Origin of the sequence: Vibrio anguillarum (assembly GCF_001989995.2) — a bacterium.
In the GTDB taxonomy this organism is placed as follows: Bacteria; Pseudomonadota; Gammaproteobacteria; order Enterobacterales; family Vibrionaceae; genus Vibrio; species Vibrio anguillarum.
In genome coordinates this window covers 29,047-55,860 of sequence record NZ_JAHGUP010000039.1, presented here as the reverse complement: position 1 = coordinate 55,860, position 26,814 = coordinate 29,047, and the positions used below count along the sequence as shown (strand labels likewise).

The following is a 26,814-nucleotide window of genomic DNA, read 5'->3' as shown; positions in this document are numbered from 1 at the left end:
AAACGGAAGGGCGGTAGTATACAAAATAAAGCCCGATGGATATACCACCGGGCTGTAGGGTTTTGTTATAAAACTGGAAAATAACCTTTTGCTTACTTGCCGTTCATGCCTACTTATCGTTCAAGCTATCTAGGTAACGTTCCGCATCTAAGGCGGCCATACAACCTGTTCCTGCCGAAGTGATCGCTTGGCGATAGTTGTGATCCATCACATCACCAGCAGCAAACACACCTTCAATACTAGTTTGAGTTGCATTACCATCAAGGCCAGATCTGACCACGATATAGCCTTCTTTCATCTCTAGCTTACCAGCAAACATGTCGGTATTCGGTTTGTGACCAATCGCGATAAAGACGCCCATCACGTCCAGATCTTCTGTCGCTTCTGATTGGGTGTGTTTCATACGAACACCCGTCACGCCAGTCTCATCACCTAAGACTTCCTCTAAGGTACGGTCAGTGTGTAGCACTATATTGCCGCTTGCGACTTTATCCATCAGACGGTTAATCAGTATTTTTTCTGCGCGGAACGAATCACGGCGGTGGATGAGGTGAACTTGTGCCGCAATATTAGATAGATAAAGCGCTTCTTCCACCGCGGTATTGCCGCCGCCCACTACTGCAACTTTTTGGTTACGATAGAAAAAACCATCGCAAGTAGCACAAGCGGAAACTCCTCGTCCTTTAAAGGCTTCTTCTGAACCTAAACCTAGGTAACGTGCGGATGCACCTGTTGAAATGATCAGAGCATCGCAACTATATTCTGCACTATCGCCTTTAAGGCGGAATGGTCGCTGTGAAAAATCAACTTCATTAATATGATCAAACACAATCTCGGTTTCGAAGCGCTCGGCATGCTCTTTCATTCGCTCCATTAAAGCAGGGCCCGTGAGGCCTTCGGCGTCTCCTGGCCAGTTTTCTACTTCTGTAGTGGTCGTTAACTGGCCACCTTGCTGCATACCGGTAACGAGAACTGGATTAAGGTTAGCGCGAGCTGCGTAAACGGCTGCCGTATAACCAGCCGGGCCTGAACCAAGAATAAGAAGTTTGCAATGTTTCACGTTGCTCATGGGGACTCCAGTATCGAAAATGCTCGAAAATTTAACACGATTGTAGGGAATATCTCGAGTCAATTAAAGCGATTACATGGGCTAGCTTAGAAATAATCGTTATATAGCCAAACTAAGCAATGATGGGACTTGGCTAATAAGTCAGCCAACGTGTTTTTAAGCAATTTCGGCCGCTGGCTTTAGCTGCATAAAGCAGTTGGTCGACTTCTTCACACAATGCTTGGAGGTCTAAATCCGTATTCGTTGCGGTCAACACGCCAAAACTCGAAGTGACGGATACCGATTCTCGTGATTCGGTTACAAAATCGTGGTCTTCAATTTTTCGGCGTAAGGTTTCGGCAATTTCGCTAGCGACGCTTAAGTCAGTGTCGGGTAGTAAGATGAGAAACTCTTCCCCACCGTAGCGAGCGACAACATCGGAAGAGCGTACCGATGACTTAAAGATAGCGGCAATTTCCACTAATACTTGATCGCCGAAGGCGTGACCATAAGTGTCATTAATGACTTTAAAATAATCAATATCGGTCAAAATAAGGCTAATCGGTTTTGCATCTTCATTATGTTGGATTTGTTCGTCTAATTGCGCTGAGTCGAATGGTTCGGCGTTTTTTTTAGGTGAAGATTGACCTTTGAACCAAGTCTGTTGCCACATCAAAATCCGTTGTGCGAGTTTAATAAGCGCTTCGCTACTATTTTGGTAAGATTTGGATTGATGTTTTGCAAATCGTTCTTCCATGTAGCGTCGATTATACAAGCCAGTCAAGGTGTCCGTTTTGGCAAGCATGCCCATTTTGATGCGAGAGCGGTTGGCCCAGATAAATATGACCAATAATCCGATTAATGCAAGAGCAAGGAAAAAGACGATTTCACCTAATAGATGAAACGTTTTCTGATGGTTTTCAATCTCTAGCTTTTGAAGTACGTTGTTCCAGTTTAGATCCTGATTTTCATATTGTAGACGCTCAAGATCAAACAACATTTGTTGTCTCTGTAAGTTCTCTATCTGTTCAACATTGCGAAGTGTGAGCGATCGTAAATGATAAAAATCATAAGTTTCATAGGCTTGTTTGTAGTTATTTTGCCCAGCATAAGCCTGTGCTGCCACTTTTAACAACTCTATCTGTTGAATAAGTAGATTTGATCTTTGTTTGATATGCGCAATGAGTGGTTCTACAAATTCAATCACTTCACCGTAGCGTTTTTGTTCCAATAGATCTTGTGTTTGTAATAGCTGAAAAGTGGCAAGGTAGCCTGGTTGGCTTTCTCGGTACTGCAGTTCCTCCGCTTTTTTCAAGAAAAAGCGCATTTGATCACGGTTGTTGGTATCTCGATAAAGCCGTGCAAGTTCAATGTTAATACGAAAGCGATGTCGCCCGTCACCCAGTATTTGTGCCAGCTTGAGTGCGGTTTTATAGGTTTCGATCGCCGCCGTGATTTGATTACGTGACTCTTGCAACTTAGAGATGTCGAGTAAGCTAACCAACTGGCTATAAGACATTTTACGCTGCTTGAAGTAACTGTAGGAATTTTCAAGTAACAGCTGTGAACGATCAAAATCTTGTAGCTGAACCAGTATTTGACCTAGACCGTGAGATATTCTCTCCATTAACTCTTTGTTATCTATTGATTTTGCTGTATCAATTGAGGTCATTATTGCGGCGTACGATTTTTTAAACTCGCCTTGCTCTTGGTAATAGAGGCTTTTAGCTAGTAATACTTCTGATTCGATTTGTGCATTGTGATCGTTTCCTGCTTCAACTAACAGTGCGTCAAGTTTCGGCAACACGTCGACTTTTTGGTGCCGTAAAGCTTGAATCTCTCTTAGTTTGAGAGTGAGCGTTTCAACGTTGGTGTGTTCTGTTCGCTTTAATCCTAATTGTGCCGCTTCTAAGCTCCTATCATATTCCTCTAGTAGCCCATATACAGTGGCTTTGGCCAAATAGTAACGTACAACGAGAGCGGAAGGCTGTGACAATATGATGTAGTCTTCTTCTAGTTCACTAATTTGTGCTTTTGCCTTGATCGGTAGTGAATAGGTGATCTGCTCAATGCCCTCCAATGCTTGGAGAAATTTATCTTTAGGATCCATAGCCGCATAGGCATTGATTACACTGAAACCTAATGCGATGAAAGTCCACAGTGTGACTTTAATACTAGAGTTCACGAGTTGAGGATCTCCTTATCAGCTGAGCGATGTTTCAACTAAGTCTTAATAGTCAAATATATCAATTAGTTTGATGATCTAGTATTAACTTTAGTCTAATTTTTGGCATGGCTTACTACTTAAATGGTGCTAATTTCGAGTTAATGAGATGCTATATGGCTCATGGATTAATACATGCTAAATTTAGTCGAATCGAGCTGATAAATTAGTTACTGATATTTCCTTTAAACCCGCCCATGGTCTACATACCATTCCTACATCATCCTAATGTTGGTAATTCATTGTTTTTAAAAGCTTATTAATCTTGAAGTAGTGAGCTTGTCTAAAAATCGCTATGTGTCATGCTCGCTATTGGATGTTAATTCTTATTTTTTTGATTATTTAAGTATTAAATTTTATATTGCTAGTCACATACAGATATAACATTCATTTTTACTTGAATGTGCAATATTAGTGCGTATCCTTAATGTAAATTAATTGTTAATTTAATGTATCCAATCATTTAATTAAGGAGCTGGTGATGTTAGCTGTACACGAAAACACTTTACAGATTACGCAATTAAGTCAAAAAGCGATTCAACAACTTGCTCCCTCCTTTGCGCAATTACCACATACGGAGCATGCTGATGGTCAGTATCGTTTACGGCGCTACTCTGTGGTTCAATTTAGCAAAGGGAAAGTCGAGGCGTTGGACAAGCATGACTTTATGCAAACCGATCAAATCAATCATTTTCAAGGCAACATTAAGCGTTATTTCGATCCTATTTTACCCTCTACGTTACAAAGTGAGGGGATGAGAGAAGTGTGCGAGGTGTTTGTGAGTACGAATGGTCTGCCTAATGGGCAAGAGATTGAAATCCATCAGATCCGAATTGCTGCTGTGTTTGATGAGACGCAAGTCGCGCCAGAAGGTGTCCATCAAGATGGTTTTGATCATATTGCGTTGGTGGGGGTGAATCGCCACAACATCGTCGGCGGTGAAATTATGCTTTATCAAGACTGCAATGAAGCCCCTTTCTTTCGGAAAGTGTTAGAAAATGGTGAGATTGCGATGCTCGCGGACAGTAAGTTATGGCATAACGCTTGTCCTATTCGCTCGATTGAGCATGGGCAAGAAGGTCATATGGATGTTTTTGTGTTAACCGCTAAGGATGGCCGAAATGATCTTCACTCCTGAAAAAGTGCGTACGCAGTTTAGTGCTTTGTCGCAAAAATATCATGGTAAGTCAGTGAGTTTCTTAGATGGTCCAGGTGGCTCGCAAGTACCTAAGTCGGTAATAGACAAAATGAGTGAATATCTGGGCCATTTTAACTCTAATTTGGGCGGACACTATTTTTCAAGCCAAATCACCACTGATTTAATGCAGCAGGCTCGTGAGTCGGTGCAAGCGCTTCTGAACGCTGAGTCATCAGGAAATATTGTATTTGGCGCGAATATGACCTCGTTGACTTTTCAGCTAAGTCGAGCTATTAGCCGAGATTGGCAAGCGGGCGATGAAGTGATTGTTACTGCGCTTGACCATTACTCCAATGTCTCCAGTTGGCAGCAAGCGGCGCAGGATAAGCACGTTACAGTGCACCAGGTAAAGGTGAACCAACAAGATTGTACTTTGGATATTGAGCACTTACTGTCATTGCTCAATCCTAAAACAAAGCTGGTAGCGGTCACTTATGCTTCGAATACCACAGGATCTATTGTCGATGTTAAACGCATTGTGGATACGGCGCATCAAGTCGGCGCGATGGTGTATGTGGATGCCGTTCACTATGCTCCGCACCATTTGATTGATGTACAAGAATTAGGCTGTGATTTTTTAACCTGTTCGGCATATAAGTTTTTTGGTCCACACGTTGGTATCGCTTATATCGCTTCGCAGTGGTTACATGCACTTAAACCCTACAAAGTTGAACCTGCAACCAATATTGGTCCGGGACGTTTTGAAACGGGTACGCAGAGTTTTGAAGGTTTGGCAGGCGTGATTGCTGCAGTGGAATATTTGGCGCAATGGGGAGACGTGAGTGGCTCGTTAAGAGAGCGTTTGATCGATAGTTTCATTCAATACAACCAGCATGAACGCCAATTAAGTGAGTATTTTCTGTATAAACTTAAAGGATTGAGTTCGGCTAAGCTCTATGGCCTGATCAAGGCTAACAGTGAGCTACGTACACCGACCTTTGCCATTCGCTTAGCTAATCACCACCCAGAATTTGTGGCCAAAACATTGGGCGAGCATAATATTTGTGTGTGGAATGGGCATTTCTATGCGCTTGGTTTAGTGCGTCAGTTAGATCTTGAAAACAGCGGTGGAGTTGTCCGTATCGGTTTTATGCACTACAACACGCGCAGTGAAATTGACGCTTTGTTTGATGTCTTATCCACATTAGCGTAACCAAAGTGGCCCGGAAATCTGTCGAAGGAAAGGTTTCTGGGGCGTAGTGCCTCTTTTAGCTTTCATCTTCGGTTGGCTCTAAGGGTAACTCTTCGATCACAATTGGCTCTTTGGGACCTAAAAATTTAGGTTGAGTATTCGTGATATAGAGATCTAAAAATGCTTTCGTACGAGCAAAGACCTCACGCAGCCTCACTTTAAAACCAGAACGAGTTGTTGGCCCTGCAACCGCTAAACACTGAGCATTAATGTTATGGTAGTTGGCAATAAAGAGTGCTCGCTCACAATGAAATTGTTGAGAAATGATCAAAAAATTGTCGGTTTCGAAGATACGTTTTGCGCGAACAATGGAGTCCAAAGTACGAAACCCTGCATAATCTAAGTAAATATGTTCACTCGGGATCCCTGCGCGCAGCAGATCGCGTTTCATCGTCCACGGTTCATTGTACGAACGGTGAGCATTATCACCACTGAGTAAAAATCCTTTTACCTTGCCTTGTTCATACAAAGCGATCGCGGCTTCAATTCGGTGGGTATAATAGTCATTGAGCGTCTTGCCCAAGTACTTACTGGTTCCAAGTACAACAGCGACTTGGAATTGACCGACTTGATTTTGCTCGGTGACGATTTGTTTTTCGGCCTGCCAACTGACCCAGCGATCAATGCCAAGCACAAAAAGGCTTGAAATGAACAACAGTATAGACACGTAGCGAAGCAGCGTGTGAACCCGCTTTTTCCAAACAGGGCGAGAGTGATTTGAAGATGAAAATTTTAACACTAAATTTGACGGTTCCTTTGTGCCCAGATCCCGATAGCTATAAAGCAGAGCATAATAATGCTAAACATCATGCCTGATTCTAACTGCGAAAGTGTCCGAGCAAGGTAAGGGCTCGCTTTGATGATCACCAAACCGTAGCCGAAAGCGTTAATCAATATAAACGTAAATGTGCGAACGACAAAGTGTTGGTTGCGCATTAGCTTGCGCATCGCGGCGTTAATCTCTCCACCGAGCATCACGAGCAAACAAGCGATCAATGCGGTTGATATCTCCGTTAAATACGGTGATAAGTAATGCCCTACGGGCGCTAAAAAGTTCATCATATTGACTCACAGAAAAAGCCCCTAAACATCAGCCGAAGCTTAGGGGCAGCAGAGTAGGAGCTTAGAAAGCAGTGCGTTTGTAGCGACGGTATACTGGCTGCCAAAAATGCTGCTCAATGGCGGTTTCTAACACATCATCTGGGATCTCCAGTGCAACGCCTTGCTCAATTGCTTTTTTCGCTACCGCAAACGCAATTTTCTTGGAAACGGAGTGAATGGCTTCCAGTGGTGGAAGTAACGCACCATGCCCATTAAGCGCCAGAGGCGAACAGTTGGCGAGTGCACGGCTTGATTCCATCAGCATCTCATCAGTAACTCGACGAGCATTGACCGCCAGTACGCCTAAGCCGATACCAGGGAAAATATAGCTATTGTTGCATTGCGCAATTGGGTAGGTTTTACCGTTATGCAACACGGGAGCAAACGGGCTGCCTGTGGCGACGAGTGCTTCACCGTTGGTCCAACGGATAATGTCATTGGGCGTCGCTTCAACACGGCTAGTTGGGTTCGATAGTGGGAAAATAATCGGGCGTGGGCAGTGTTTATGCATCTCTGTGATAATCTCTTCACTGAATAGTCCCGGAGCCCCAGAAACACCAACCAACACCGTTGGCTTGCCATTTTTCATTACTTCCAATAATGAGAAACCATTACCTTCTGTATTCCAATCATGCGTGTCTTTGTTTTTTTGCACGAGGCGCTGTTGGAAATCAAGTAGGTTAGGCATTCCTTCTTGCAGCAGACCCCAGCGGTCAACCATATAGACTTGAGAACGAGCTTGAGCATCTGAAATACCTTCTGATACCATTTGCGCGATGATTGCTTCGGCAATACCACAGCCTGCAGAGCCCGCACCAAGAAAAGCGATACGCTGCTCGGAGAGTTGACTGCCCGCGGCTTTGCATGCGGCCAATAGCGAACCTACAGTCACCGCCGCAGTGCCTTGAATGTCATCGTTAAAACAACAAATACGGTTTTTATAACGCTCTAATAGTGGCATTGCGTTCTTTTGTGCAAAATCTTCAAATTGGATCAATGCATCAGGCCAGCGACGTTGCACCGCTTGGATGAACTCTTCTACAAACGCATCATATTCGGCCCCGGTAATCCGAGGGTGACGCCAGCCCATGTACATCGGGTCAGCCAAGCGCTGTGGGTTATTGGTTCCGACATCGAGCACGACCGGTAAAGTATAAGCAGGGCTAATACCACCACATGCGGTATAAAGTGCCAGTTTGCCGATAGGAATACCCATACCGCCAATTCCTTGGTCACCCAAGCCGAGAATGCGTTCACCATCGGTCACTACGATAACTTTTACGTTATGGTTCGCTGCATTATTGAGTAAGTCATCGATGCGATCTCGATTTGGAAAGGAAATAAACAGACCGCGGCCGCGACGATAAATATTTGAAAAGTTTTCACACGCGGCACCCACCGTTGGTGTGTAGATGATGGGCATCATCTCAGTGATGTGGTTTTGTACTAAACGATAGAATAAGGTTTCGTTGGTATCTTGAATATTACGTAGATAGATATGCTTATCCATATCACTTTCAAAGCTGCAGTATTGTTGGTATGCGCGAACAACTTGTTCTTGTATCGTTTCCGTCGTTTCAGGAAGCAGGCCTTCTAAGTTGAAGGAACTGCGCTCTTCAGCACAAAATGCACTGCCTTTATTGAGCAAAGGCGTGCTGAGTAGAGCGGGGCCCGCATAGGGAATATAAAGAGGGCGTTTATCATTATTCATTGTCGGCCTATTTTAGGGTAGAAGGGAACTCAAAAATGATAACGGTTTACTCATGAGATTGTAAATAGACGAGCGGCGACACATGGCACAGAATACTGAAGAATGCCGATAAAAACGGTAGAATTCTCCGTGTTAATTGCTGAGGGTGCCAATGTACACATTTTTGTCTATTGGTCTCCCTAAGCAGAGATTTCAAAAGTAGTGTTGAGCGATGATCACTTTAAGTGATAAAGCGACTTTTTGTTCACGGTTTGAAATATTAATCAATCAGACACATATGTCAGTAAGTCTGTTTATGCCTTGTTACAAACCTGGTTTTGATATAGCCAATCCATTCGGTTTTAAGGCATAAAAGACTGTTTTTTTATATCCTATTGCTATATGAACAATCATGGATGATATTGAGTACAGTGTGCTGCCAATTTGTCGGGGGACAAAATGAATAAACAAGAAAGGAGACGGGTGGTGTTTGATTACACTACATTTCTTGGTGCGTCATGTAAGAAGAAATGGACATTCCTCGAAGCCATGACGTCATTTGCACCGATTTTTGGTACGGTATGGAAAGACAGCATTAAAGAATTATCAAGCCCAGAGGATCGCTTATGGGAAATGGCGTTGAAGTCGTTATCAACACGCCGTAGTGATGAAGCGAATTTAATTTCACTGGTGAGATTGGCGAAATTAGAGGGGATTGAAGAGCTAAAATTAGTAATGCCGTATGCGTTGGATTCTGAACAGATCCAATTGATTCAAAATAAAAGCCAATCTTTGATAAAAAATACAAAACCAGATGAATTTCTTATCACCCTGTAAGGGTATAAACAGATAACGGGGCATATTTAATGCCCCGTTATTGTTGAGTGCTAGTCAATCAAGCCATATTGAGAACGCAGGATCGTAATGATCTCTTGCTTTGGGTTTTGGCTTAATACGATCGGTTGGCCAACAATTTTCTCTGCAATCGCAAGATAGGTGTTGGAAATATCCATTAATGCAGCCAAAGGCAGCGCATTATCACGTGCAAGCGCTTCTCGCTCAACCATCCGTTCTTTGTTGAGTAAAATATCTGGGTCAGGGAAGTAGTTGAGCAAGAATTGACGAAAACCCTCTTTCGAATTTTCCACAATACGTCCTTGCTGATAGGCAGCGCTGTCCCAGATGCGAGAAGAGTCCGGCGTACCCACTTCATCCATATAAATGAGTTTCTCAACGCCGTTGGCATCGGTGACATAACCAAACTCAAACTTGGTATCGACGAAAATTTGCTCTACTTGGCAGAGTGCATGGCTAATGACGCCGAAGCCTTCTTTTAATAGCTTTTCGTACAAGGCAATATCTTCGACACGACTGAAGTTAAAAGCGGCAAAATTCTCTTCAATATTATGACGTGAGATATTGACATCATCGGCTTCTGGAACGCCGGGAATGCCTTTTAAGATGCCTTTGGTTGATGGTGTAATGAGCAGTTCGGGCAGTTTTTTATCTTTCTGCAAGCTTTCTGGTAATTGAATACCACAAAAATCTCGTTCACCTTTTTCGTAAGCACGCCACATTGAACCAGTAATATACTGGCGACAAATCGCTTCAATTTTGATTGGCTTGGCTTTTTGCACAATCCATACAAAAGGATGGGGAATATCTAAAATATGGCTATCGGCTAACCCGCTCTCTTGAAATAGCTTAAACCAGTGGTTTGAAATCGCGTTTAATGCCGCGCCCTTACCTGGTACACCTTTGATGCCACCTTCGGCATGCCAGATACAATCAAAAGCGGAAATACGGTCACTGATTACCATAATGGCTAAAGGTGCATCAGGAGCAATGTTGTAACCTTTTTCTTTGATCAAACGCTGGCTATCTTCTGGAGTTAGCCAATAAACAGAGCGAACTTTGCCGCTATGAACAGGTTGGTGGGTGCGAATTGGGAGGTCGTCATTGACGGCAAGGATTTGATCAGCAAGGCTCATTTAGACATTCCTATCTTTTTCAAACGTCATACAGAGAAGATATCGCTTAGCTCAACGCTAGTAAGGATATCGATAAACTGTGCGCATCATACCAGAACTATTTTCTGCTGCCAGATAAAAAGCAAACGATTGCCTTTTGTTTGAAAAATTAAGCAGTGGTGAGTTGAATTCAGGAGAAAAGATGCAGTTCTGAGTCGATAAAGCGGAAAACATTGAGATAAAAGCGAAGTAATTAGAGGGGCGATGGCTCGCCAAAAGCCACACATGTGACTTTGGCGAGTAGCACTGAGGATTATTAGGTTTAGCTGAGTAAAATTAAAATAGTTCCTGTCAGTGTCATCAGTATATTGGCGATAGCGTAGGTGCCAGCATAACCCAATGCGGGAATGGTCGATTTTGCGTAGTCGTTAACGATATCCATCGCTGGTGCGCAGGTTCGTGCACCGATAATCGCACCAAATAGAAGCGCGCGGTTCATTTTCAAAATGTACGCACCAACCAAATAGGCAAAGACGACTGGCACCACGCTGACTAAAAATGCAAGGCCGATCACTTGTACGCCCACCTCTGAGAGGTGCTGGAACATTTTTCCGCCAGCACTTAAGCCAATGCCTACCATAAAGAACATCAAACCTAGGTCTTTCACCATATTTAATGCCCCTTGCGGTACATAGCCGAAAGTGGGGTGGTTGGCTCGTAAAAAACCAAGCATAATGCCAGAAAGCAGTAGCCCAACCGCGTTGCCTAAACCGAAGGAGACTTGTCCAAAGGTCATGGTGATCAAACCAAACAAAATGCCGAGAATAAAGAAGCTACAAAAAGCGAGCAAATCGGCCATTTGGCTATGGATAGAGATGAAACCGATTTTATCGGCCAAGCCTTGAACACGGCTTTTTTCACCACTAACTTGCAGCACATCGCCTTTGGCAAGCACAATGTCTAAGTCCATCGGCATTTCAATTTGTGCGCGTATTACTCGGTTCAGAAAACAACCATATTCGGATAAATTGAGATCCGATAGGCGTTTACCGGCAATACTGTCACTTTTTACGACGATTTCCTCTTCAGAAATGCGTAAATCCAGTAGGTTGCGATCAAACACCTCTTTACCATTTCGAAAGCTAGGGTCTAGCCTTGCATGACTGTCAGGGAAGCCGACCAATGCAATTTCGTCCCCTTCTTGCAAGATGGCATCACCGTCAGGATGGGCAAGAATACCATTACGTCGGATACGCTCAATATAGCAACCAGTCTGGCGATAAATACCAAGCTCACGTAAATTACGTCCATCAATCCAGTTGATCAGCTCTTGGCCGACCCGATAGGCACGGATGATAGGTAAATAGACTTTGCGCTGACCACTCCCCCCAAGCCCACGTTCTTGAGCAATCTGCTGAGCAGAATCTGAGAGGTTTTGTTTTTGCAACTTAGGCAGCAATTTAGCAAACATGATCATGCTGATAAGACCAATTAAATAAGCCATCGCATAACCGACCGAAACGTTATCCAAAATAAGGGATAAATCCATATTTCTTGGAATGGTGGCTAGCCCGGAGTTTAACGCATCTTGTGCGCCTACTAATACGGGGGTGGAGGTTAATGCGCCTGCCATCATACCAGCAGCTAAGCCAAAATCGAGGCCTAGATAATAACTGCCAAAATAGGTAATCCAAGTGGCGGTAATAAGCACCACTAAACTTAAGATGAGATAGTGTTTTCCATCACGGAAAAATATGCCAAAAAAGTTAGGGCCAGCTTCAATGCCGACACAATAGATGAACAGCATGAAACCTATGGTTAAGGCTTCAGCATTGAAGGAAAAACCAAGGTGCCCCATGATGAGTGATGTAATTAACACCCCAATAGAGTTGCCCAGTTGTAAGCTACCAAAACGAATTTTGCCAAAACCAAGGCCAATCGCTAAGACAACAAAAATAAGAAGAATAGGGTTCTGATCAAGCAAAAGTACGACGTCGATATTCACGGCTCAACTCGTTATGTGTGCCAAGTGGGGTAGGTAAAGTGTGGGAATTGTATCTTAATATTGCAAAAAGATAAGTGAAATTTGTGACAATTGACATTTCACTGACTTAATTTGAGAAAGGACTATCTAACTGTACAGGGCAAAAACCCGCTGATTATTAGCGGGTTTTTATATTTCTTGGCATTATTCGTCGAATAAGCCTAAATGCTCTTTCGCATAAGCTTCAAAATCAGTGCAGCCACCGATGTGCTCTTGATCGATAAAGATTTGTGGAACAGTCTCAACTGGTTTACCCACGGTCTTTTCTAGATCAGCTTTGCTGATACCTTCAGCGTGAATATCAACATAACGGTAGTTAAAATCATCGCGTTTTAATTTCAATGTTTCAGCGTGTTCTTTTGCGCGAACACAGTAAGGGCAACCCGGGCGGCCAAAAATAACAACGAACATAACTTTCTCCTTAATTCTTGTTGCGTGCAACTATGCCCGATTCAAGGTCGGAAATAAAGTGGCAATCACCAGTTGCTTCAATAGGTAAAAGCTATTGTTTATTTCATAATCAAAGCAAGCTTACCTCTCGATGGTGTTGGGAATAGTTCAACAATGGCTTGGCTGTGACATGCCGCATAAACTTGTGTTTTTTATGTGGTTATTTGCTCCACATTGCACTGCATCAAAAAATTTTTTTAACGATAGGTGCACTCTAAACAGAGCTAATCTAGATGAGAGAAAAGGGAGTTATTCATGTTCCAATTTATGACGGCGACGCGGATCATTTTTGGAGAAGGAGCGTTATTGAATTCACTTTCTGTTCTTAACCAATATGGTTATAGCGTACTGCTGGTTTCGGGAAAAGAACAACAACGAGCTTCCCCTATTGTTCAATACCTGAAAATGCAGAATATGCGCTATCAGCATGTAGCTATTGTTGGTGAACCTAATATTACCATGGTGGAGGAAACGGCCATTTTAGGCCGACGTTTTCAACCGGACATGGTCGTTGCTATTGGTGGCGGTAGTGTGATTGATATGGGCAAGGCACTCGCGGCAATCATTCCTAACCAAGGTAACGTTTATGATTATGTGGAAGTGGTTGGCCGAAATGTGCCGTTAAAGACAAAACCGCTGCCATTTATTGCTATTCCAACCACCGCCAGTACGGGATCCGAAGTCACGCGTAATGCCGTCTTGAAATCGGGACAAGACAAAGTAAAAGTAAGCTTGCGCAGCCCAGATATGCTGGCAGATGTTGCGATTGTTGACCCCACGTTGACCTATGGTACCGACAGTTACACATCTGGCAGAGGCGCAATGGATGCTTTTACGCATTTAATGGAAGCCTATGTGTGTGGTGAACCCAATCCACTCACCGATATGGTGTGTGAAGAGGGGCTGCGCAAACTCAGTCGTTCTATATTGCCAGCGTGCCGAAAAGATGATCATAAAGCGCGAGCGGATCTCTCTTTTGCAGCAATGCTTGGAGGAATGGCGATTACCAATGCAAAACTTGGCGCGGCACATGGCTTGGCATCGGCATTGGGAGGGAAACTTGATGCTCCACACAGCGTGATCACGGCGCGTTTGGCCCCTCATGTTATGCGAGAAAACATTCGAGCAGCGCAAAAAGCAGGGCGAAATGATGTACTTATACGTTATAAAAAAATCGCTCAAATCGTGACTGGCAGAACAAATGTTCACGTTGAAGATGGCGTGCTGTGGGTGAAAATGATGTTAGATAAGTTGCAACTGCCTAAACTCAACCAGTTTGGTGTGTGCAATACGTCGTTTGAGCGCGTGGCGTTAGATGCTTTAAAGTCGGTCGCGATTAAAGGTAACCCTTTGCCTTTAACACAAGAAAGGTTAATCCATATATTAAATCAAGTTTGCGAGTGCCAAGGTGAGTGTGAGGAGTGGCAACCGAATTCATCCAATCAGGTAGAAGTTAGGCATGATCCCGTCGCGCCTGAAAGTAGTAAGCAAAGTTGATAAAAAACGGAGCAATTGAGCTCCGTTCTAACGATTATTTTAGGATCGCGATTATCTTAGAACTGTGACAGCTTATCGTAGCGCGAGTCTTTTAGTACATCCTTGACGCGTTTAAGATTTTCACGAAAACCAGAGCCACGGCGCAGGGTGAACCCAGTAGCCAGTACATCAATTACCGTCATTTGCACCACACGGCTTGCCATGGGCATATAGACGTCAGTATCTTCAGGTACGTCAAGAGAGATCGACAAAGAGCTTGCTTTGTCCAGCGGTGAATCTTTTGCCGTAATCGCAATGACAGTCGCACCATTTTCGCGCGCAAGATTGGCGATTTCCACTTGGCTTTTAGTACGACCTGTATGCGAAATCAAAACAATTACGTCATTATCGGTACAGTTGATACAACTCATGCGTTGCATCACGATATCTTCAAAACAAGTGATCGGAATGTTAAAGCGAATAAATTTGTTTTGGGCATCTTTTGCTACAGCAGAAGAGGCTCCTAAGCCGAAGAAAGAGATCCGTTTTGCTTGTGTGAGTAAGTCAACTGCACGGTTAATTTGCATTGGATCCAAGCTGTTTTTAGCCACATCCAAACACGCCATAGTCGATTCGAAAATCTTATGGGTGTAGGCGTCTGGGCCATCATCTTCTTCAACATTTCGGTTTACATACGGAGTTCCGTTAGCAAGGCTTTGCGCTAAATGAAGCTTAAAGTCGGGAAAGCCTTTGGTGTCGAGTCGTCGACAAAAGCGGTTTACCGTTGGTTCACTGACATCGGCCATTTTGGCGAGCGTCGCAATACTTGAGTGAATCGCGGTTTGGGGCGAAGCCATAATTACTTCGGCGACTTTACGTTCCGACTTGCTAAAGTTTTCCAGATTTTTTTGAATTTTTTCTAATGTATTCATAGTGTTCACGCGGGCGAAGAGAACAACTCGTTGGTTTTACCCGGTCGCCCTTTGGGGGGATTGGAAATAACACATTTCCAAAAAGGTAAGTTAAACCAACGCCATGCAATGAGTATAAACCTAGGATGTAGATTTCCGTAACAATTCAAGTTAACAATTGATGAGAACATGACAAGCCTCAAACAAAATTTCATGAAAACTACAGAATTTAGATTTAAATCGATGATTAATGGAAATTTCTAGCTCATTAATGATGTATTAGTTACAGCAAAAAGAAATAAATTTTCAATTCGCTGTAACTTATAGGGATTCTAGTTGATGATTTTTTGAGCAAGCCGCTCAATTTTGGCCATCAAATTAGGGGCTAGCGTGGCAATATGTCGTTGCTCATCTAATATCGAATGCAAGATAGCATGTGTCGTTAGCGGGTTGGCTAGTACCACGCGGAATACGATGGTATCAAGCTTGTCCCAGCGTTCTGGGTTTAAACGGGTTCGAGAGACAAATGAACGCCCCGTTTCCCTTTGTTTTTTCTGCACAAACTGGGTGATTTCATTCAGCAACTCGTTCAGTTCTGCTTTTTGATTGGGCAAGGCTTGTTGCAGTGCTTGGCGAACAAAAGCAGGAATATAACGATAGGTTAAAAGACACAGTTCGGGTTCAGAAATCAGCTCAAAATCGTCTTGTTCTTTAATTAGATCGGCGAAATAGCGAGCTTTAGCTAGGCTTTGGTCAATCAATAATTCGTAGCCAGGGCGACTAATTATGTGCATGCTAGCGTACACCAACATGGCCATACCTGAACGAGAACCTTCTAACGTATGGCTGCCTAGATCTTTTGAACCTTTCCGCAAAATATACTGCGCATGGTGCTCAATTGAATGCATAGCATCAGGCTTTTTGAATAGTACCATGCCTGCACCCATAGGGATGTAGAGCTGTTTATGTGCATCAATCGTGACGGAGTCAGCCAACTCAATACCATTGAGTAAGTGTCGGTGATTATTCGACATTAATGTTGCACCGCCCCAAGCGGCGTCTACGTGAAAATGACAACCTTCTTGCTGGCAAATATTGGCGATATCTCTTAAGGGATCAATGTTGCCCGTTTCTGTCGTTCCGGCGACGCCAACAACCGCAAAAGGTTTAATTTTCTGGCTTTTTAGGTGTGCCATTTTGGCTTTCAAATCTTGTGGGCATAAGCGGTTGTTATTGTCGGTTTTTACACAAACCAAGCCTTCTTGGCCGATACCCAATACGTCAGCGGCTTTCTTTAAAGAGTAATGGCCACGATCAGACACTAAAATGGCTAACCCGTGGTAACCATAATGACGCATGGCTTTAAACAGCCCTTCTTTTTCGACGCCTTGGAAATCACCATCGGCTTTCAAAGCATTATTACGAGCCACCCACAATGCCGTGATATTGGCAATCGTTCCGCCAGAGCAAAATGCACCGAGCGAATGATTAGCGCTATGCATCCATTGGCTGTAAAAAGCGTCGTTTTTTTGATAGATCAAACGATGCAACATACCCAAAACCTGCCGTTCTAGCGGTGTAAACGCTTTTGACGTTTCAATTTTGACTAAGTTTTGATTCAGCGCAATCATGATCTTTGATAACGGCATCAAGAAATATGGCAGTGCAGATGTCATATGACCAATAAAGCTAGGAGCCGAGGTATGCACTGAATGAGCGACTAAATTATCCAACAAATGCTGAGTATGTTCTGAAACGAACTCCGGTGACTCTGGAATTTGCGGATTAGAGAAATCTTTTTCGATCTCTTTGAGTGGTTTTTCTTCAGCGACAATATGTTCACGCAAGAAGAGGTTCAAATTGCGCGATAGCTCTTGGTCTATTTTTGTCAGTGTTGAATCGGGGCCTTCGGGCACAGTGAAGATCCGTAACAAGCTCTCGAAACTCACATTTGCAGTTTTTTGTTCTGATACCATACAGCTTCGTTATTTTGATTTTATGGAATGCGAGCGGCACAATCTAAACGAAAACGGGACAGTTGTCCCGTCTTAATTCGGCTAGAGTAGAGGCGGCGACTAGTTACAGACTTTCTTTTCGATCAAGGCGATGGCATCGTTATATTTATTCAACGCAGCTTCGATCTGCTTCGGATGACTGAGCAATTCGGCTAAAGCTGAACGTAATTCATAGTTTTTTTCGTTAGGCTTTGCTTGGCGATCTTCATAGGTGATTTTAGCAATGTGGCCGAGATCATCACTGCGTGAGGCCAATACTTTAATGTCGTGCTGTTCTAGTTTTAACCAAGCTTCTACAGGTTGCGAGGTGGCAACTTTAGAAGGATCGTTGCTTAGGTAATAGTGGACTGCCGCACGGCTTAATTCAAAGTGATGCTGGCGTCCTTGCAGAAACCATTGGCTGACTTCAGTAAGTTCAGGATATTGCGCGGTCGTTAAGTCTGCGAGATCACTATACCAATTGAGAGACGCGTCGACATAAGCGTCATATTTTTCGGATAAGCATTGGTTATCAGCAGCGAGAGCAACATTCGCTGAAGTTGAGAGCAGTAGGGCAATGAGGACACGTTTCATAAATCTTCCTTTGGGCTTTGTTATTGTATGGGAGTTTTCTACTCCCTATTGTTAGTTTAAATGAAGGCTAAAGTGATTCCTGAGATCTAGCCTGCAAGTGATACAAAGAACAGCATAAGAATAGGCACCAGTAGGCTGAGAATAAACCCACTGACAATTGCGATCGGTACGCAACGAACCCCGCCAGTTGTCTGGATCACGGGCAAGGTGAAATCCATCGCGGTTGCCCCAGCATAGCCGATGGCAGAGCAAGGTTTGGTTCGGATTAGCATGGGGATCATCACTAAAGCAACCAGTTCTCTAAGTAGCTCTATCATGAAAGAGGCACCACCATAGACTGGGCCGAAAGCATCACCCATTAAAATCCCGGCAAGTGAATACCATCCAAAACCGGAAGCCATGGCTAGTCCTCGATAAATTGGGATATCAAGAATCATGGCCGCAATGATCCCCCCAATCCAAGAGGTCAATATAATGACTAATGCGATGACCATTCCGTATTTATTGAGCAAAATTTGTCGTAGAGTTAAACCACTATTTCTCAACTGAATACCAATAAAGAAAAGTAATACGAACAGGATCCATTCACTGGCGGTGCTCACCCAACTTAAATCGAATCCTAATACAACCCCAAGCGCCAATCCTCCACCGACAACCACAATCAGCTTTACGGATTCTAACGCCATGCTAGATAGTGGCAGTTTTGAATGGTTCGCATCGGTTTTTATGGGTAGAAATTTGTCAATAAAAGGCAAGACCAACAAGTTGCAAGCACCGATCATCAAGAAAAATACGGTGGTAAATTTAAGTATCAACTGTAGGTTACTGCCCAAGTTATCGAGGGCTGCCAAGCTTAAACCCATCAGAAACAGAATGACGTAAACTAACCAAGACGTGGCTTTATTTAATGCTGCTAGCCACTGTTGATTGGCAATAGAAAATAGATACCCCACTATTAGTGGGGCAAAAATAAATAACATCCCTGAGAACATCTCATCCTCTGATTATTTTGGGTTTAGAAGCCGCTTGCGTTGATCACATCATTGAGTTTTGATTTGAATTCAAGCTCACTAAGGTTACTTAAGTTGTATAGCACCTCAGCTCCGGTCGCATTAATTTCGACGTCATGCTCTTCAATCTCTTCATCTTGACGACGAAACAGTAAAAGATGGTGAGCAATACGTGCCACATCAAGGTAACTGACTTCGTGAGAAGATGCGACTAAAGATTGATTTCCTGCTACTTCAAGGAAATCTGAGTCGAACCCCCAACTTCTTAACACAAGCTGACTGGTTTTTGAACATCGCGACTGAAAAATCTGTAGGGCGATGTCTTGATCGAGATAGTTGCCTTTCTCAAGATATAAATGATATTCGTGTACCAGACAAAACAAGCCAATATCCGCAAGTAGACCGACAAGTAAGGCTTTTTCCTGCTCTAAATGTTGATATCGGCTTGGTTCAAGTTGTTTAAATGCGTGAGTTACCATCACCATGGTTGCGCCAAGCTCTCGCGATATGGCGGCGCTATTAACCAATATTTTATTGCATTCTTTGCTTAAGTTTACAGAGTGCTTTAACTGCTCAATCGCTTGGGCTGTTACAATGTCGCGTACTCGTAGTATGCCTAAGCGTGATACAGCCGTGACTAAATCCGTACAGGTAATATTTCGACGATTAAAGACAACAGAGTTTGCTACGCGTACTACAATTGCAGTCAGTCCGGGATCTTCAAGTAGACAATCGGCGACATCTGAAATTTCAGTAGATTCTAATGTGCATAAGCGCTGTATTTTTAGAACAACATCCGGAATAGGAGGAAGTGAAATTTTTCCTGTGCTGAGTGAGTGTTCAACCAATTGAGAAAATTCACTTTCTAACCCTTGGATGAGCATTTGATGATGATCTGGAAGCCAGTAAAAAGATAGATGATTCATAAATTTGTGCTCAATCTGTACTGAAGGCATTTTACCGTCTGCTAACCCAAATAAGCAATCAATTCACCATCAATCGCATTAATTTGTTTTCTTGATGCATTAATCTTAATACGTTAATGGAAAGCGTATGTGTCAAAAAAATTTATTCATAAACACAATGATGTGATTTCTATCTCATAACTCTGCTGAGATATGTCTATTGATGTGATGTATGCCCAGACTTATTTTGTATCGTTAACTATGATAGTACCCATATTAAGCAAGCTAATACTAAACTACTACAAGCTTGTTACTAACTTACTCTTTTTATTCGCAAAAATACGCTGCTATCTGGTGATCACTATTAATCGGGGAACTTGATTAAGGATCAATGGATATGATTGAGCATGCATTTTTCAATTACGTTATTAAATTTGGCGCATTTCAAAAGCGTTCAATGTTTGGCGGTGTTGGGCTTTTCCAAAAAGAAGCGATGTATTCACTGATTAGTGAAGAGTCTGTTTTTATTCGTGGAGGTGAAGAGCTCGATGATGCACTCACAAAATTAGGCTGCGAAAAATACAAACACGTTAAAAAGCAGACTACAGCAACCGTTAATTATTATGATATTACTGAGCTTTTTGTGAGCAATCATGAGAGCCTAGATACGATTATTGAACGTTCCATCCGCTATTCTGTTGAGCAACGTAGTTTTCAAAAATCCTCTGCAAGCCGTCGACTACGTGATTTACCAAACATGCAGTTAACGTTAGAGCGTATGGTTAAAAAAGCGGGCATCAATGATGTGGAAACGTTCATGCGCTTAGGTGCTCCTACGATATTTTCTAAAGTGAGAAAAACGTACGGTAGTGACGTCGATGTAAAACTACTGTGGAAGTTTGCTGGTGCGATCGAAGGTATTCATTGGAAATTGCTGCAAGAGCCTCGCAAGCGTCAATTATTAGAAAGCTGCTCATTACGCTGACAGTTTTGTAGCACAGTTATCAAATAAATAGTTATCAAATAAAAAGCCGAGTCTTACGTCTCGGCTTTTTATTGTATTTAGCTTACACCTAGAACTTAAAACGAGTCGTAAACATCAGTTGATCGCCGTAAGCATCATTGATGCGAGCCTCGGCACCGAGAGAGAAAAGTTCTGTAGAATGAAAACGGGCATAAACAGACGCAATCCAGTCATCATTGTCATCGATAGAAACAAAGCCACCTTTGCCACCAACTTCTAACTGTGGTCCAAGCCATTGACGTACGCCAAGGTTTAATTCCATTCCGGTATCGGTGCTTTTATTATCGCGGGTATCTACGACGCGTAATAGCATTTCACCCGTGAAGTCAGCCCAGTTGTTAATAGGAGCATGAAAGCCAAAACCTGCGGCTGCGTCAAAATCACCTTCAAACTCAGAGTCTATACGACCAATAACATGTGCATTTGGGTGAATTGATTTGCTCATCGCAGCACCAAAGGTGACTGGACTTGCTCCAATACGAGCTTCGATATAGTCGTAACTAAAATTGCTCATGACGGATGGGCTATTTCGGTCTATTTCTGCCAGTGTTTGGCCTGAGGCTAGCAGCAAAGCGGCTGCAATGATTGTTTTACGCATAGTCACTATAAACCTATATTTTTAGTTTATTTCCATGGTCAGTCGCGGAATACCCGCGGTGACATTAAAGAATTTAGACATCATAGTGCATAGATTGACATTGTCGCCATTAAAAAGTGTCATTCTTTTGTTGTCTTCGCAAAAAATAAGCAAAGAGAGTGCCATTTCTTCGTTAGGATATTTTATTCACCAAAACTGATGCGGTTTTGTGCGATCGCATTGAAGATTTTCTCGGCATCCAAGACTCTGGCCCAAGGCATTAAATCTGATTCGTTTTCAATCATATATTGTGTTAATTGATCTTTGATAACATCGCGAAGTTTGTTCCCATCCCAAGGTTTGGCTACATAAAAATGTAGGCTGGCATTATTCACCGCTTCTACGGTGTCTTCTAGCCCTGCTTGGCCTGTTAGTAGTACTTTGCGTGTATGTTGCGTCTCTTCATTGTGGCTTAATTCAATTAAGAAACTAATGCCTGTTTGTTCGGGCATAATGTGATCGCACAAAATTAAAGCCAGCTTGATATTTTGAGCTTGGTGATCGGCAATCACTTCTTTTGCCTCTGCAACAGATTCTGCGGCTTCTAAGATAAAAAACTCTTCAAATTCGTCGAGGTCTTGTATGACGCTGTCCAATACTTCACGTTCATCGTCCACGCATAAGATCAAAAATTTGTTCATGATATTCTCCTTAATCATCAGCACGACAAGTTATCGACTAACTGGCAGCCATACCGTCATTGTCGTGTATTTATCCTGTTCAGATTGAACATCGATCCAACCTTGATGCTGGTGGACTATTTGTTGGCAGACAGAAAGCCCAATACCGAGCCCAAAGTTACCTTCTTTTTTCGTCGTGTAATTTAATGTGAAGATACGCTCTTTCTGCTCGTACGGGATCCCACAACCATTATCCGTGAAACTGATGGTCACAAAAGATTGATTACCCTGTTTTGCTAATGTGGTTGCAATGTGCAGTACGCCATTGGCTGGGAAGGCATCAATAGCGTTGGAAATGAGGTTTGTCCATACTTGTTGTAATGCAATCGGCTGACAGGTAATCAAAGGTAAGTCGGCATACTCTTTCTCAACTTTGTGGCGCTTAAGACGATTTTCGAAAATAACCAGAGTGTCTTCAATACCTTCATGAATATTGACCTTGTGCAGCGCTTCATCATCAGGGCGAGCATACCCTTTAAGGCTTCGTACCATATCGGCGATGCGTTGTGCACAAACATTGATAGAACGAAGTGTACTACCTGTTAGGAAATAGTTTTCTAATTGTTCCAGTGTTTCTAACGTTTTCTCAGGATCGTGCTTAGCCGATTGTCGGAGCGCAAGATCATCATCTAGATTGAGTTTGACCAATTTTTTCGCGATCAAACGATGATGAATTTCATTTTCTATGGCTTTAGCGCGTGCCCGCTCTTCTGATGTAGAAGTAGGTTTGGCTGAAAGTGCATTCCTTAATAGTTGGCTGCCTTTATGTTGCAGATTTTTATGTTCAGTCTCTTGGACTAAGTGCTCAATCTTGTCTGACAATGTTTCGGTTCCACGTAAAATTGCGGCGACAGGATTGTTTAGTTCATGAGCGACGCCTGCAACAAGCTGACCGAGCATGGCCATTTTTTCCCGCTCGATTAATTGCTGATGAGCTGACTCAAGTGATTCGAGCGTTTTTTGTAGTTGCAATTTAGTGTTAATACTGCGTTGTAAGCGGCGGTTAAAATGGCGGAGCAGCAAGTTAGTAAATAGGGGCAATAGCCGAGTATCCGAATGCATGACTTTTGCAAACACATCTCGGTCTAGTTTAATCACATCGGTTTTAGTCAGGGTGACGGCAGTAGAAAAAGATTTCTCACCAGTCACAAAAGACATACCACCGACAATGTTGCCTTTTTTGTGGCGAACCACTTCTCTTTGTTGCCCTAAATCATCTTTTTTATACAGGGCCACTTCACCTTCAGTGATGAACCAAAGAAAGCGGTTCTCTTCTCCCTCTTTGGTAAGAAAGTGATTAGTGGAGTAGGTTCGGCAGGCGCGAGTTTCATCTTCATTTTCAAAAAATTGGTGTAAAGCACCAATTACTTGTTCAGCCAGTTCTGTATCAGAAAGCTTGTGGTAATCGGAGATAAAACCATCTCGATAACTGCGCATTTTATTATCGATGTGCGCGCGTAAGATGCGCTGTTGATCAAGTATTGTGCTGTAGTTGAGAATGTTGTCTTTATCGTGATCTAAGATGTAGGTCGTGAGCTCTTTTTGGACGGTTTTATAGAGCACGTTATTTTGTAGTGGTTTAGTGAGACAGTGATCTAATCGCCCCTCATTGACGGCGGTGAGAATGGCTTGAATATCTTGTCCGCAGCTTATCAGCACTTTCCGCGCTGAACGCGTGTGGGTTGATTTATCGAGTTGAGTCAAAAAATCCGCACCATCAAACTGCTCATGGTGACTGGCAATGACCAATGCAATCGTTTGTTGCTGTTCGTGCAAATATTCTAGGGCTTGCTCAGCTTCATCTATGGTGTCCGCTGTATGAAGATCAAATTTAGTGGCGAACGGAGCTAACTCAGCTCGCAACTGTTCTGTGCTGATTGGGTTATTGTCTAAACAAAGTAGTGCGTAATGGTTCACACAAGCCTCTACTGTCATCGCTGTTTTGACTACTGTAGCAAGTATTACGCAGTGGGTTTGAGAGCTAGGTTTTAGAATTTCTCATCACATCTTAGCAATACTCTGACCTAACTCCATGTTTTGGTTTTCAATTGTTTACGGTAGACTGGGTAAAATCTTCAGGAATGGAACACTATGAAACAGTTAAAAATCATTGGTGCGGTTGGTGGTGCTATCGTCTTAGCAGCATGTTGGCCGTTGGCTGTCGGGCAAATCGGTGAAAAGGTGATCACTAACGGTATTGCAAATATCTCTTCAGGTTCAATCGAGGCTGACATTGTCAGTTATAAGCGCGGTTACCTTTCATCAACCGTGCAAACCCGCTATCAGATTGCAGATAAAACGCTCAAACAACAGTTTATTGCCGATGGTTTACCGACCCAAGTTTTAGTCAATAGCGAGGTTAAGCATGGCCTGTTGAGTTTAACAGCAACATCCGTTATTGCTGATCAAGAAAATCTACCATTGACGATGACCAGTATCACGCAGTTGAATGGCAATACTCAATACACTGTGGCGCTAAACAGTTGGCACTACCAAAGTGAAGGTGGCGAGATGACGTTCTCGACAACGCCCGCCACATTGAAAGGTGATATTTCGGTGCTAGGTGAAATCACTTATCAACTGAATGTTCCTTCTGTTGAGTTGGATTTTACCAGTGGTGAAAAAATGATGCTTTCACAGCTAACTGGTCAAGGTATAGGTAAACAAGATAAAGGCTTCTGGCTAGGACAACAGTCATTGGCGTTAGCAAAAATTAATCTTGTCGATGGCCTAGGTGAAAATACGCTGAGTATGGACAACATGCGTTATTCCTTTGATTCGGTATTAAAAGGAGAGCCTTCTCGTTTTGATAGTAATCACTTGATTGAGATGGATAAATTAACTTATAGCGAAGGCGAGGTGAAGGACCTCAATCTTGATTTTACTTTGGGTGATTTAGATGGTGACGCTTTTGAGAAGCTTTCAACGCTTTACCAAAACAGCCCAGAACTTTCTGATGAGGACATTCAGCAAGCACTACCTTATGTGCAATCATTATTCGAGAAAGGTTTTTATCTATCGATGAATAAAATGGCGCTAAAAGTTGGCCAAGGTGAGTTTGAATCAAACTGGAAGATAGCGGTTCCTGAAGGGACAAATAATGTGGTGCAAGATCCGAGTACCATTTTACCAGCCTTAACTGGCCACATTGATACCTTCATTTCTAACCAGCTGGTTGAAGATTTTCCTTTTATCCAGCAAGGTATTGATGAGCTTGTTGTGATGGAAATTATGCAGCAAACCGATCAAGGATATCGACTCCAAGCTGAACTGAAAGAGGGCAACTTGGAATTTGAAAATGGCAACCAAATGCCGCTATTGACACTATTACTTCCGGCATTGATGCGATAGCGAACGGCGCTCAAGCAAACGATTTCGCGAGTTTTAGCAATCAGTAAGAGAAAAGAGCCGATAGAAGCTCTTTTCTCGCTTTTTATCCACATCAAAAAGTGGTATTAATCACATTAATTGTCGATAGCAGGAGCAAGGAACTCATGGAATCAAATCAAGCGGGCCCAGTCTATAATTTCAGCGCAGGCCCAGCAGCCTTACCTAAAGCCGTGATGGAAAAAGCGCAAGCCGAGTTTATTAACTGGAACGAGCTTGGCACGTCCGTTATGGAAATTAGTCATCGCAGTAAACCTTTTATTCATGTTGCTCAAGAAGCGGAGCAAGATCTGCGAGATTTGCTTAATATCCCGAGTAATTACAAAGTATTATTTTGTCAGGGTGGAGCGCGCGCTCAGTTTGCGGCGGTGCCTTTAAACTTATTAGGCGATGCGACTAAAGCGACTTATATTGATGCGGGTTACTGGGCTGAAAGTGCGGTCAAAGAAGCGAAGAAATATTGTGAAATCGATGTTTTCAACGCCAAAGTGACCAAAGAGGGCAAAACAGCGGTATTACCAGCCAGCGAATGGAAAATCGATCCTAAGTCGGCTTACGTGCATTTTTGTCCGAATGAAACGATAGATGGTATTGAGATTAATGATTTACCAGATACAGACAAACCGATTGTAGCTGATATGTCATCTACGATTTTGTCGCGCCAAATAGACGTCTCAAAGTACGGAGTCATTTATGCGGGAGCGCAGAAAAACATTGGGCCAGCGGGGATCTGTATTGCGATTGTTCGTGATGATTTGCTTGATTTAGCCAGTGATGTGCTACCGACTATATTGAATTATAAAGTGCAAGCTGAACAAGATTCTATGTTCAACACGCCGCCTACATTTGCGTGGTATTTGTCGGGTCTCGTGTTCAAGTGGCTAAAAGGGCAGGGTGGTGTCGCTGCGATTGAGAAAATCAACCGCGAGAAAGCAGCGCTGCTTTATAACGCAATTGATGAGTCACCTTTCTATCGCAATACCATTCACCCAGACAACCGTTCACTGATGAATGTGCCTTTCCAATTAGTGAAACCAGAGTTGGATAGTACGTTTTTAGAGTTGGCTGAAGCGCGTGGTTTAGTCTCGCTGCAAGGTCACCGAGTCGCGGGTGGTATGCGTGCCTCGATTTACAATGCGATGACACTGGAAGGCGTTCAAGCCTTAGTTGATTTTATGCAAGAGTTTGAACAGCAGTACGCCTAACGTTTTTTATGGTATCAAAAACGATATAACATAAAATACGACCTTAAAAAACAAAGCCCACTAAGTGGGCTTTG

23 protein-coding genes are annotated in these 26,814 nt (G+C 43.0%); 7 read left to right on the top strand and 16 right to left on the bottom strand.

Annotation, left to right across the window (positions count from 1 at the left end):
* Positions 1-109: 109 nt before the first annotated feature.
* Together trxB and PL85_RS10400 are read right to left on the bottom strand one after the other, a co-directional pair.
* Positions 110-1,069: a thioredoxin-disulfide reductase gene (gene trxB / locus PL85_RS10405; protein WP_115339691.1), complete on the bottom strand. Its 960-nt coding sequence runs from the start codon at positions 1,067-1,069 to the stop codon at positions 110-112.
* A 133-nt stretch (positions 1,070-1,202) separates the two neighbouring features.
* Positions 1,203-3,233 carry a GGDEF domain-containing protein gene (locus PL85_RS10400; RefSeq protein WP_094164231.1) on the bottom strand — a complete coding sequence of 677 codons (2,031 nt, stop codon included), beginning with the start codon at positions 3,231-3,233 and terminating at the stop codon, positions 1,203-1,205.
* A gap of 520 nt (positions 3,234-3,753) precedes the next feature.
* Between PL85_RS10400 and PL85_RS10395 the strand changes: the two genes are divergently transcribed.
* A complete protein-coding gene (locus PL85_RS10395) occupies positions 3,754-4,410 on the top strand; it encodes a 2OG-Fe dioxygenase family protein (protein ID WP_174223825.1) in 657 nt (218 codons plus the stop codon).
* Positions 4,385-5,623: a cysteine desulfurase-like protein gene (locus PL85_RS10390; RefSeq protein ID WP_081265477.1), complete on the top strand. Its 1,239-nt coding sequence runs from the start codon at positions 4,385-4,387 to the stop codon at positions 5,621-5,623. Before PL85_RS10395 ends, PL85_RS10390 begins: the two co-directional genes overlap by 26 nt.
* A 55-nt stretch (positions 5,624-5,678) precedes the next feature.
* Here the strand turns inward: PL85_RS10390 and PL85_RS10385 are convergent, their stop codons facing one another.
* The 3 genes from PL85_RS10385 to PL85_RS10375 all read right to left on the bottom strand — a co-directional run bounded on the left by PL85_RS10385 (position 5,679) and on the right by PL85_RS10375 (position 8,474).
* Positions 5,679-6,428 (bottom strand): SanA/YdcF family protein, encoded by a 750-nt coding sequence (locus tag PL85_RS10385; protein ID WP_174223849.1) that lies wholly within the window; start codon positions 6,426-6,428, stop codon positions 5,679-5,681.
* Entirely contained in the window at positions 6,401-6,724 is a 324-nt protein-coding gene (locus tag PL85_RS10380) for a DUF3392 domain-containing protein (RefSeq protein ID WP_013857125.1), read from the bottom strand. The genes PL85_RS10385 and PL85_RS10380 overlap by 28 nt, the downstream gene beginning before the upstream one ends.
* Before the next feature lie 61 nt (positions 6,725-6,785).
* Complete coding sequence (locus PL85_RS10375; RefSeq protein WP_017044631.1) at positions 6,786-8,474, bottom strand: NAD-dependent malic enzyme; 1,689 nt, start codon at positions 8,472-8,474, stop codon at positions 6,786-6,788.
* A gap of 438 nt (positions 8,475-8,912) precedes the next feature.
* Here PL85_RS10375 and PL85_RS10370 point away from each other — a divergent pair, with 438 nt between their 5' ends.
* The gene (locus PL85_RS10370; protein WP_174223826.1) at positions 8,913-9,290 is read left to right on the top strand and encodes a transporter; all 378 of its coding nucleotides are present in this window, start codon (positions 8,913-8,915) and stop codon (positions 9,288-9,290) included.
* Between the two features lie 50 nt (positions 9,291-9,340).
* On the opposite strand, the gene PL85_RS10365 is transcribed toward PL85_RS10370, so the two are convergent.
* The 3 genes from PL85_RS10365 to PL85_RS10355 form a co-directional block, all read right to left on the bottom strand.
* A complete protein-coding gene (locus tag PL85_RS10365; protein ID WP_115339694.1) occupies positions 9,341-10,444 on the bottom strand; it encodes a phosphoribosylaminoimidazolesuccinocarboxamide synthase in 1,104 nt (367 codons plus the stop codon).
* Positions 10,445-10,745: 301 nt separating this feature from the next.
* Positions 10,746-12,428, bottom strand: a complete 1,683-nt coding sequence (locus tag PL85_RS10360) for an aspartate:alanine antiporter (RefSeq protein ID WP_013857120.1) — start codon at positions 12,426-12,428, stop codon at positions 10,746-10,748.
* A 183-nt stretch (positions 12,429-12,611) separates the two neighbouring features.
* Complete coding sequence (locus PL85_RS10355; protein WP_010320195.1) at positions 12,612-12,878, bottom strand: GrxA family glutaredoxin; 267 nt, start codon at positions 12,876-12,878, stop codon at positions 12,612-12,614.
* Positions 12,879-13,172: 294 nt separating this feature from the next.
* On the opposite strand from PL85_RS10355, the gene PL85_RS10350 reads away from it, so the two are divergent.
* On the top strand, positions 13,173-14,414 hold the full coding sequence (locus PL85_RS10350; RefSeq protein WP_115339695.1) for an iron-containing alcohol dehydrogenase: 1,242 nt from the start codon (positions 13,173-13,175) through the stop codon (positions 14,412-14,414).
* 56 nt (positions 14,415-14,470) lie between these two features.
* Here the strand turns inward: PL85_RS10350 and PL85_RS10345 are convergent, their stop codons facing one another.
* From PL85_RS10345 to PL85_RS10325, 5 genes are all read right to left on the bottom strand, one after another.
* Positions 14,471-15,325, bottom strand: a complete 855-nt coding sequence (locus PL85_RS10345) for a MurR/RpiR family transcriptional regulator (RefSeq protein WP_010320194.1) — start codon at positions 15,323-15,325, stop codon at positions 14,471-14,473.
* Positions 15,326-15,636: 311 nt separating this feature from the next.
* Positions 15,637-17,280: a pyridoxal-dependent aspartate 1-decarboxylase PanP gene (panP, locus tag PL85_RS10340; protein ID WP_115339696.1), complete on the bottom strand. Its 1,644-nt coding sequence runs from the start codon at positions 17,278-17,280 to the stop codon at positions 15,637-15,639.
* Between the two features lie 99 nt (positions 17,281-17,379).
* Entirely contained in the window at positions 17,380-17,892 is a 513-nt protein-coding gene (locus PL85_RS10335; protein ID WP_064624990.1) for a hypothetical protein, read from the bottom strand.
* Between the two features lie 86 nt (positions 17,893-17,978).
* On the bottom strand, positions 17,979-18,884 hold the full coding sequence (locus tag PL85_RS10330) for a LysO family transporter (protein WP_017047741.1): 906 nt from the start codon (positions 18,882-18,884) through the stop codon (positions 17,979-17,981).
* A 23-nt stretch (positions 18,885-18,907) separates the two neighbouring features.
* Entirely contained in the window at positions 18,908-19,828 is a 921-nt protein-coding gene (locus PL85_RS10325) for an HDOD domain-containing protein (RefSeq protein WP_026028826.1), read from the bottom strand.
* A gap of 370 nt (positions 19,829-20,198) precedes the next feature.
* On the opposite strand from PL85_RS10325, the gene PL85_RS10320 reads away from it, so the two are divergent.
* Complete coding sequence (locus PL85_RS10320) at positions 20,199-20,792, top strand: TfoX/Sxy family DNA transformation protein (RefSeq protein WP_013857112.1); 594 nt, start codon at positions 20,199-20,201, stop codon at positions 20,790-20,792.
* A gap of 88 nt (positions 20,793-20,880) precedes the next feature.
* Here the strand turns inward: PL85_RS10320 and PL85_RS10315 are convergent, their stop codons facing one another.
* From PL85_RS10315 to PL85_RS10305, 3 genes are all read right to left on the bottom strand, one after another.
* Positions 20,881-21,429, bottom strand: a complete 549-nt coding sequence (locus tag PL85_RS10315) for a hypothetical protein (RefSeq protein WP_026028034.1) — start codon at positions 21,427-21,429, stop codon at positions 20,881-20,883.
* A 182-nt stretch (positions 21,430-21,611) separates the two neighbouring features.
* On the bottom strand, positions 21,612-22,109 hold the full coding sequence (locus PL85_RS10310; protein WP_029189736.1) for a response regulator: 498 nt from the start codon (positions 22,107-22,109) through the stop codon (positions 21,612-21,614).
* A 30-nt stretch (positions 22,110-22,139) separates the two neighbouring features.
* Positions 22,140-24,065 (bottom strand): ATP-binding protein, encoded by a 1,926-nt coding sequence (locus tag PL85_RS10305; RefSeq protein WP_174223827.1) that lies wholly within the window; start codon positions 24,063-24,065, stop codon positions 22,140-22,142.
* 174 nt (positions 24,066-24,239) lie between these two features.
* Between PL85_RS10305 and PL85_RS10300 the strand changes: the two genes are divergently transcribed.
* Entirely contained in the window at positions 24,240-25,499 is a 1,260-nt protein-coding gene (locus PL85_RS10300; protein ID WP_115339697.1) for a DUF945 family protein, read from the top strand.
* A 143-nt stretch (positions 25,500-25,642) separates the two neighbouring features.
* Positions 25,643-26,740, top strand: coding sequence for a 3-phosphoserine/phosphohydroxythreonine transaminase (serC, locus tag PL85_RS10295; RefSeq protein WP_174223828.1), 1,098 nt, complete (start codon positions 25,643-25,645; stop codon positions 26,738-26,740).
* The last annotated feature ends 74 nt before the right edge of the window (positions 26,741-26,814 follow it).

What these genes read in the sequence shown, in the direction of transcription:
- trxB (WP_115339691.1), bottom strand. Translation starts at nt 1,069, where the DNA reads ATGAGCAACGTGAAACATTGCAAACTTCTTATTCTTGGTTCAGGCCCG.
- PL85_RS10395 (WP_174223825.1), top strand. Translation starts at nt 3,754, where the DNA reads ATGTTAGCTGTACACGAAAACACTTTACAGATTACGCAATTAAGTCAA.
- PL85_RS10390 (WP_081265477.1), top strand. Translation starts at nt 4,385, where the DNA reads ATGGCCGAAATGATCTTCACTCCTGAAAAAGTGCGTACGCAGTTTAGT.
- PL85_RS10380 (WP_013857125.1), bottom strand. Translation starts at nt 6,724, where the DNA reads ATGATGAACTTTTTAGCGCCCGTAGGGCATTACTTATCACCGTATTTA.
- PL85_RS10375 (WP_017044631.1), bottom strand. Translation starts at nt 8,474, where the DNA reads ATGAATAATGATAAACGCCCTCTTTATATTCCCTATGCGGGCCCCGCT.
- PL85_RS10370 (WP_174223826.1), top strand. Translation starts at nt 8,913, where the DNA reads ATGAATAAACAAGAAAGGAGACGGGTGGTGTTTGATTACACTACATTT.
- PL85_RS10365 (WP_115339694.1), bottom strand. Translation starts at nt 10,444, where the DNA reads ATGAGCCTTGCTGATCAAATCCTTGCCGTCAATGACGACCTCCCAATT.
- PL85_RS10355 (WP_010320195.1), bottom strand. Translation starts at nt 12,878, where the DNA reads ATGTTCGTTGTTATTTTTGGCCGCCCGGGTTGCCCTTACTGTGTTCGC.
- PL85_RS10350 (WP_115339695.1), top strand. Translation starts at nt 13,173, where the DNA reads ATGTTCCAATTTATGACGGCGACGCGGATCATTTTTGGAGAAGGAGCG.
- PL85_RS10345 (WP_010320194.1), bottom strand. Translation starts at nt 15,325, where the DNA reads ATGAATACATTAGAAAAAATTCAAAAAAATCTGGAAAACTTTAGCAAG.
- panP (WP_115339696.1), bottom strand. Translation starts at nt 17,280, where the DNA reads ATGGTATCAGAACAAAAAACTGCAAATGTGAGTTTCGAGAGCTTGTTA.
- PL85_RS10335 (WP_064624990.1), bottom strand. Translation starts at nt 17,892, where the DNA reads ATGAAACGTGTCCTCATTGCCCTACTGCTCTCAACTTCAGCGAATGTT.
- PL85_RS10330 (WP_017047741.1), bottom strand. Translation starts at nt 18,884, where the DNA reads ATGTTCTCAGGGATGTTATTTATTTTTGCCCCACTAATAGTGGGGTAT.
- PL85_RS10325 (WP_026028826.1), bottom strand. Translation starts at nt 19,828, where the DNA reads ATGAATCATCTATCTTTTTACTGGCTTCCAGATCATCATCAAATGCTC.
- PL85_RS10320 (WP_013857112.1), top strand. Translation starts at nt 20,199, where the DNA reads ATGGATATGATTGAGCATGCATTTTTCAATTACGTTATTAAATTTGGC.
- PL85_RS10315 (WP_026028034.1), bottom strand. Translation starts at nt 21,429, where the DNA reads ATGCGTAAAACAATCATTGCAGCCGCTTTGCTGCTAGCCTCAGGCCAA.
- PL85_RS10310 (WP_029189736.1), bottom strand. Translation starts at nt 22,109, where the DNA reads ATGAACAAATTTTTGATCTTATGCGTGGACGATGAACGTGAAGTATTG.
- PL85_RS10300 (WP_115339697.1), top strand. Translation starts at nt 24,240, where the DNA reads ATGAAACAGTTAAAAATCATTGGTGCGGTTGGTGGTGCTATCGTCTTA.
- serC (WP_174223828.1), top strand. Translation starts at nt 25,643, where the DNA reads ATGGAATCAAATCAAGCGGGCCCAGTCTATAATTTCAGCGCAGGCCCA.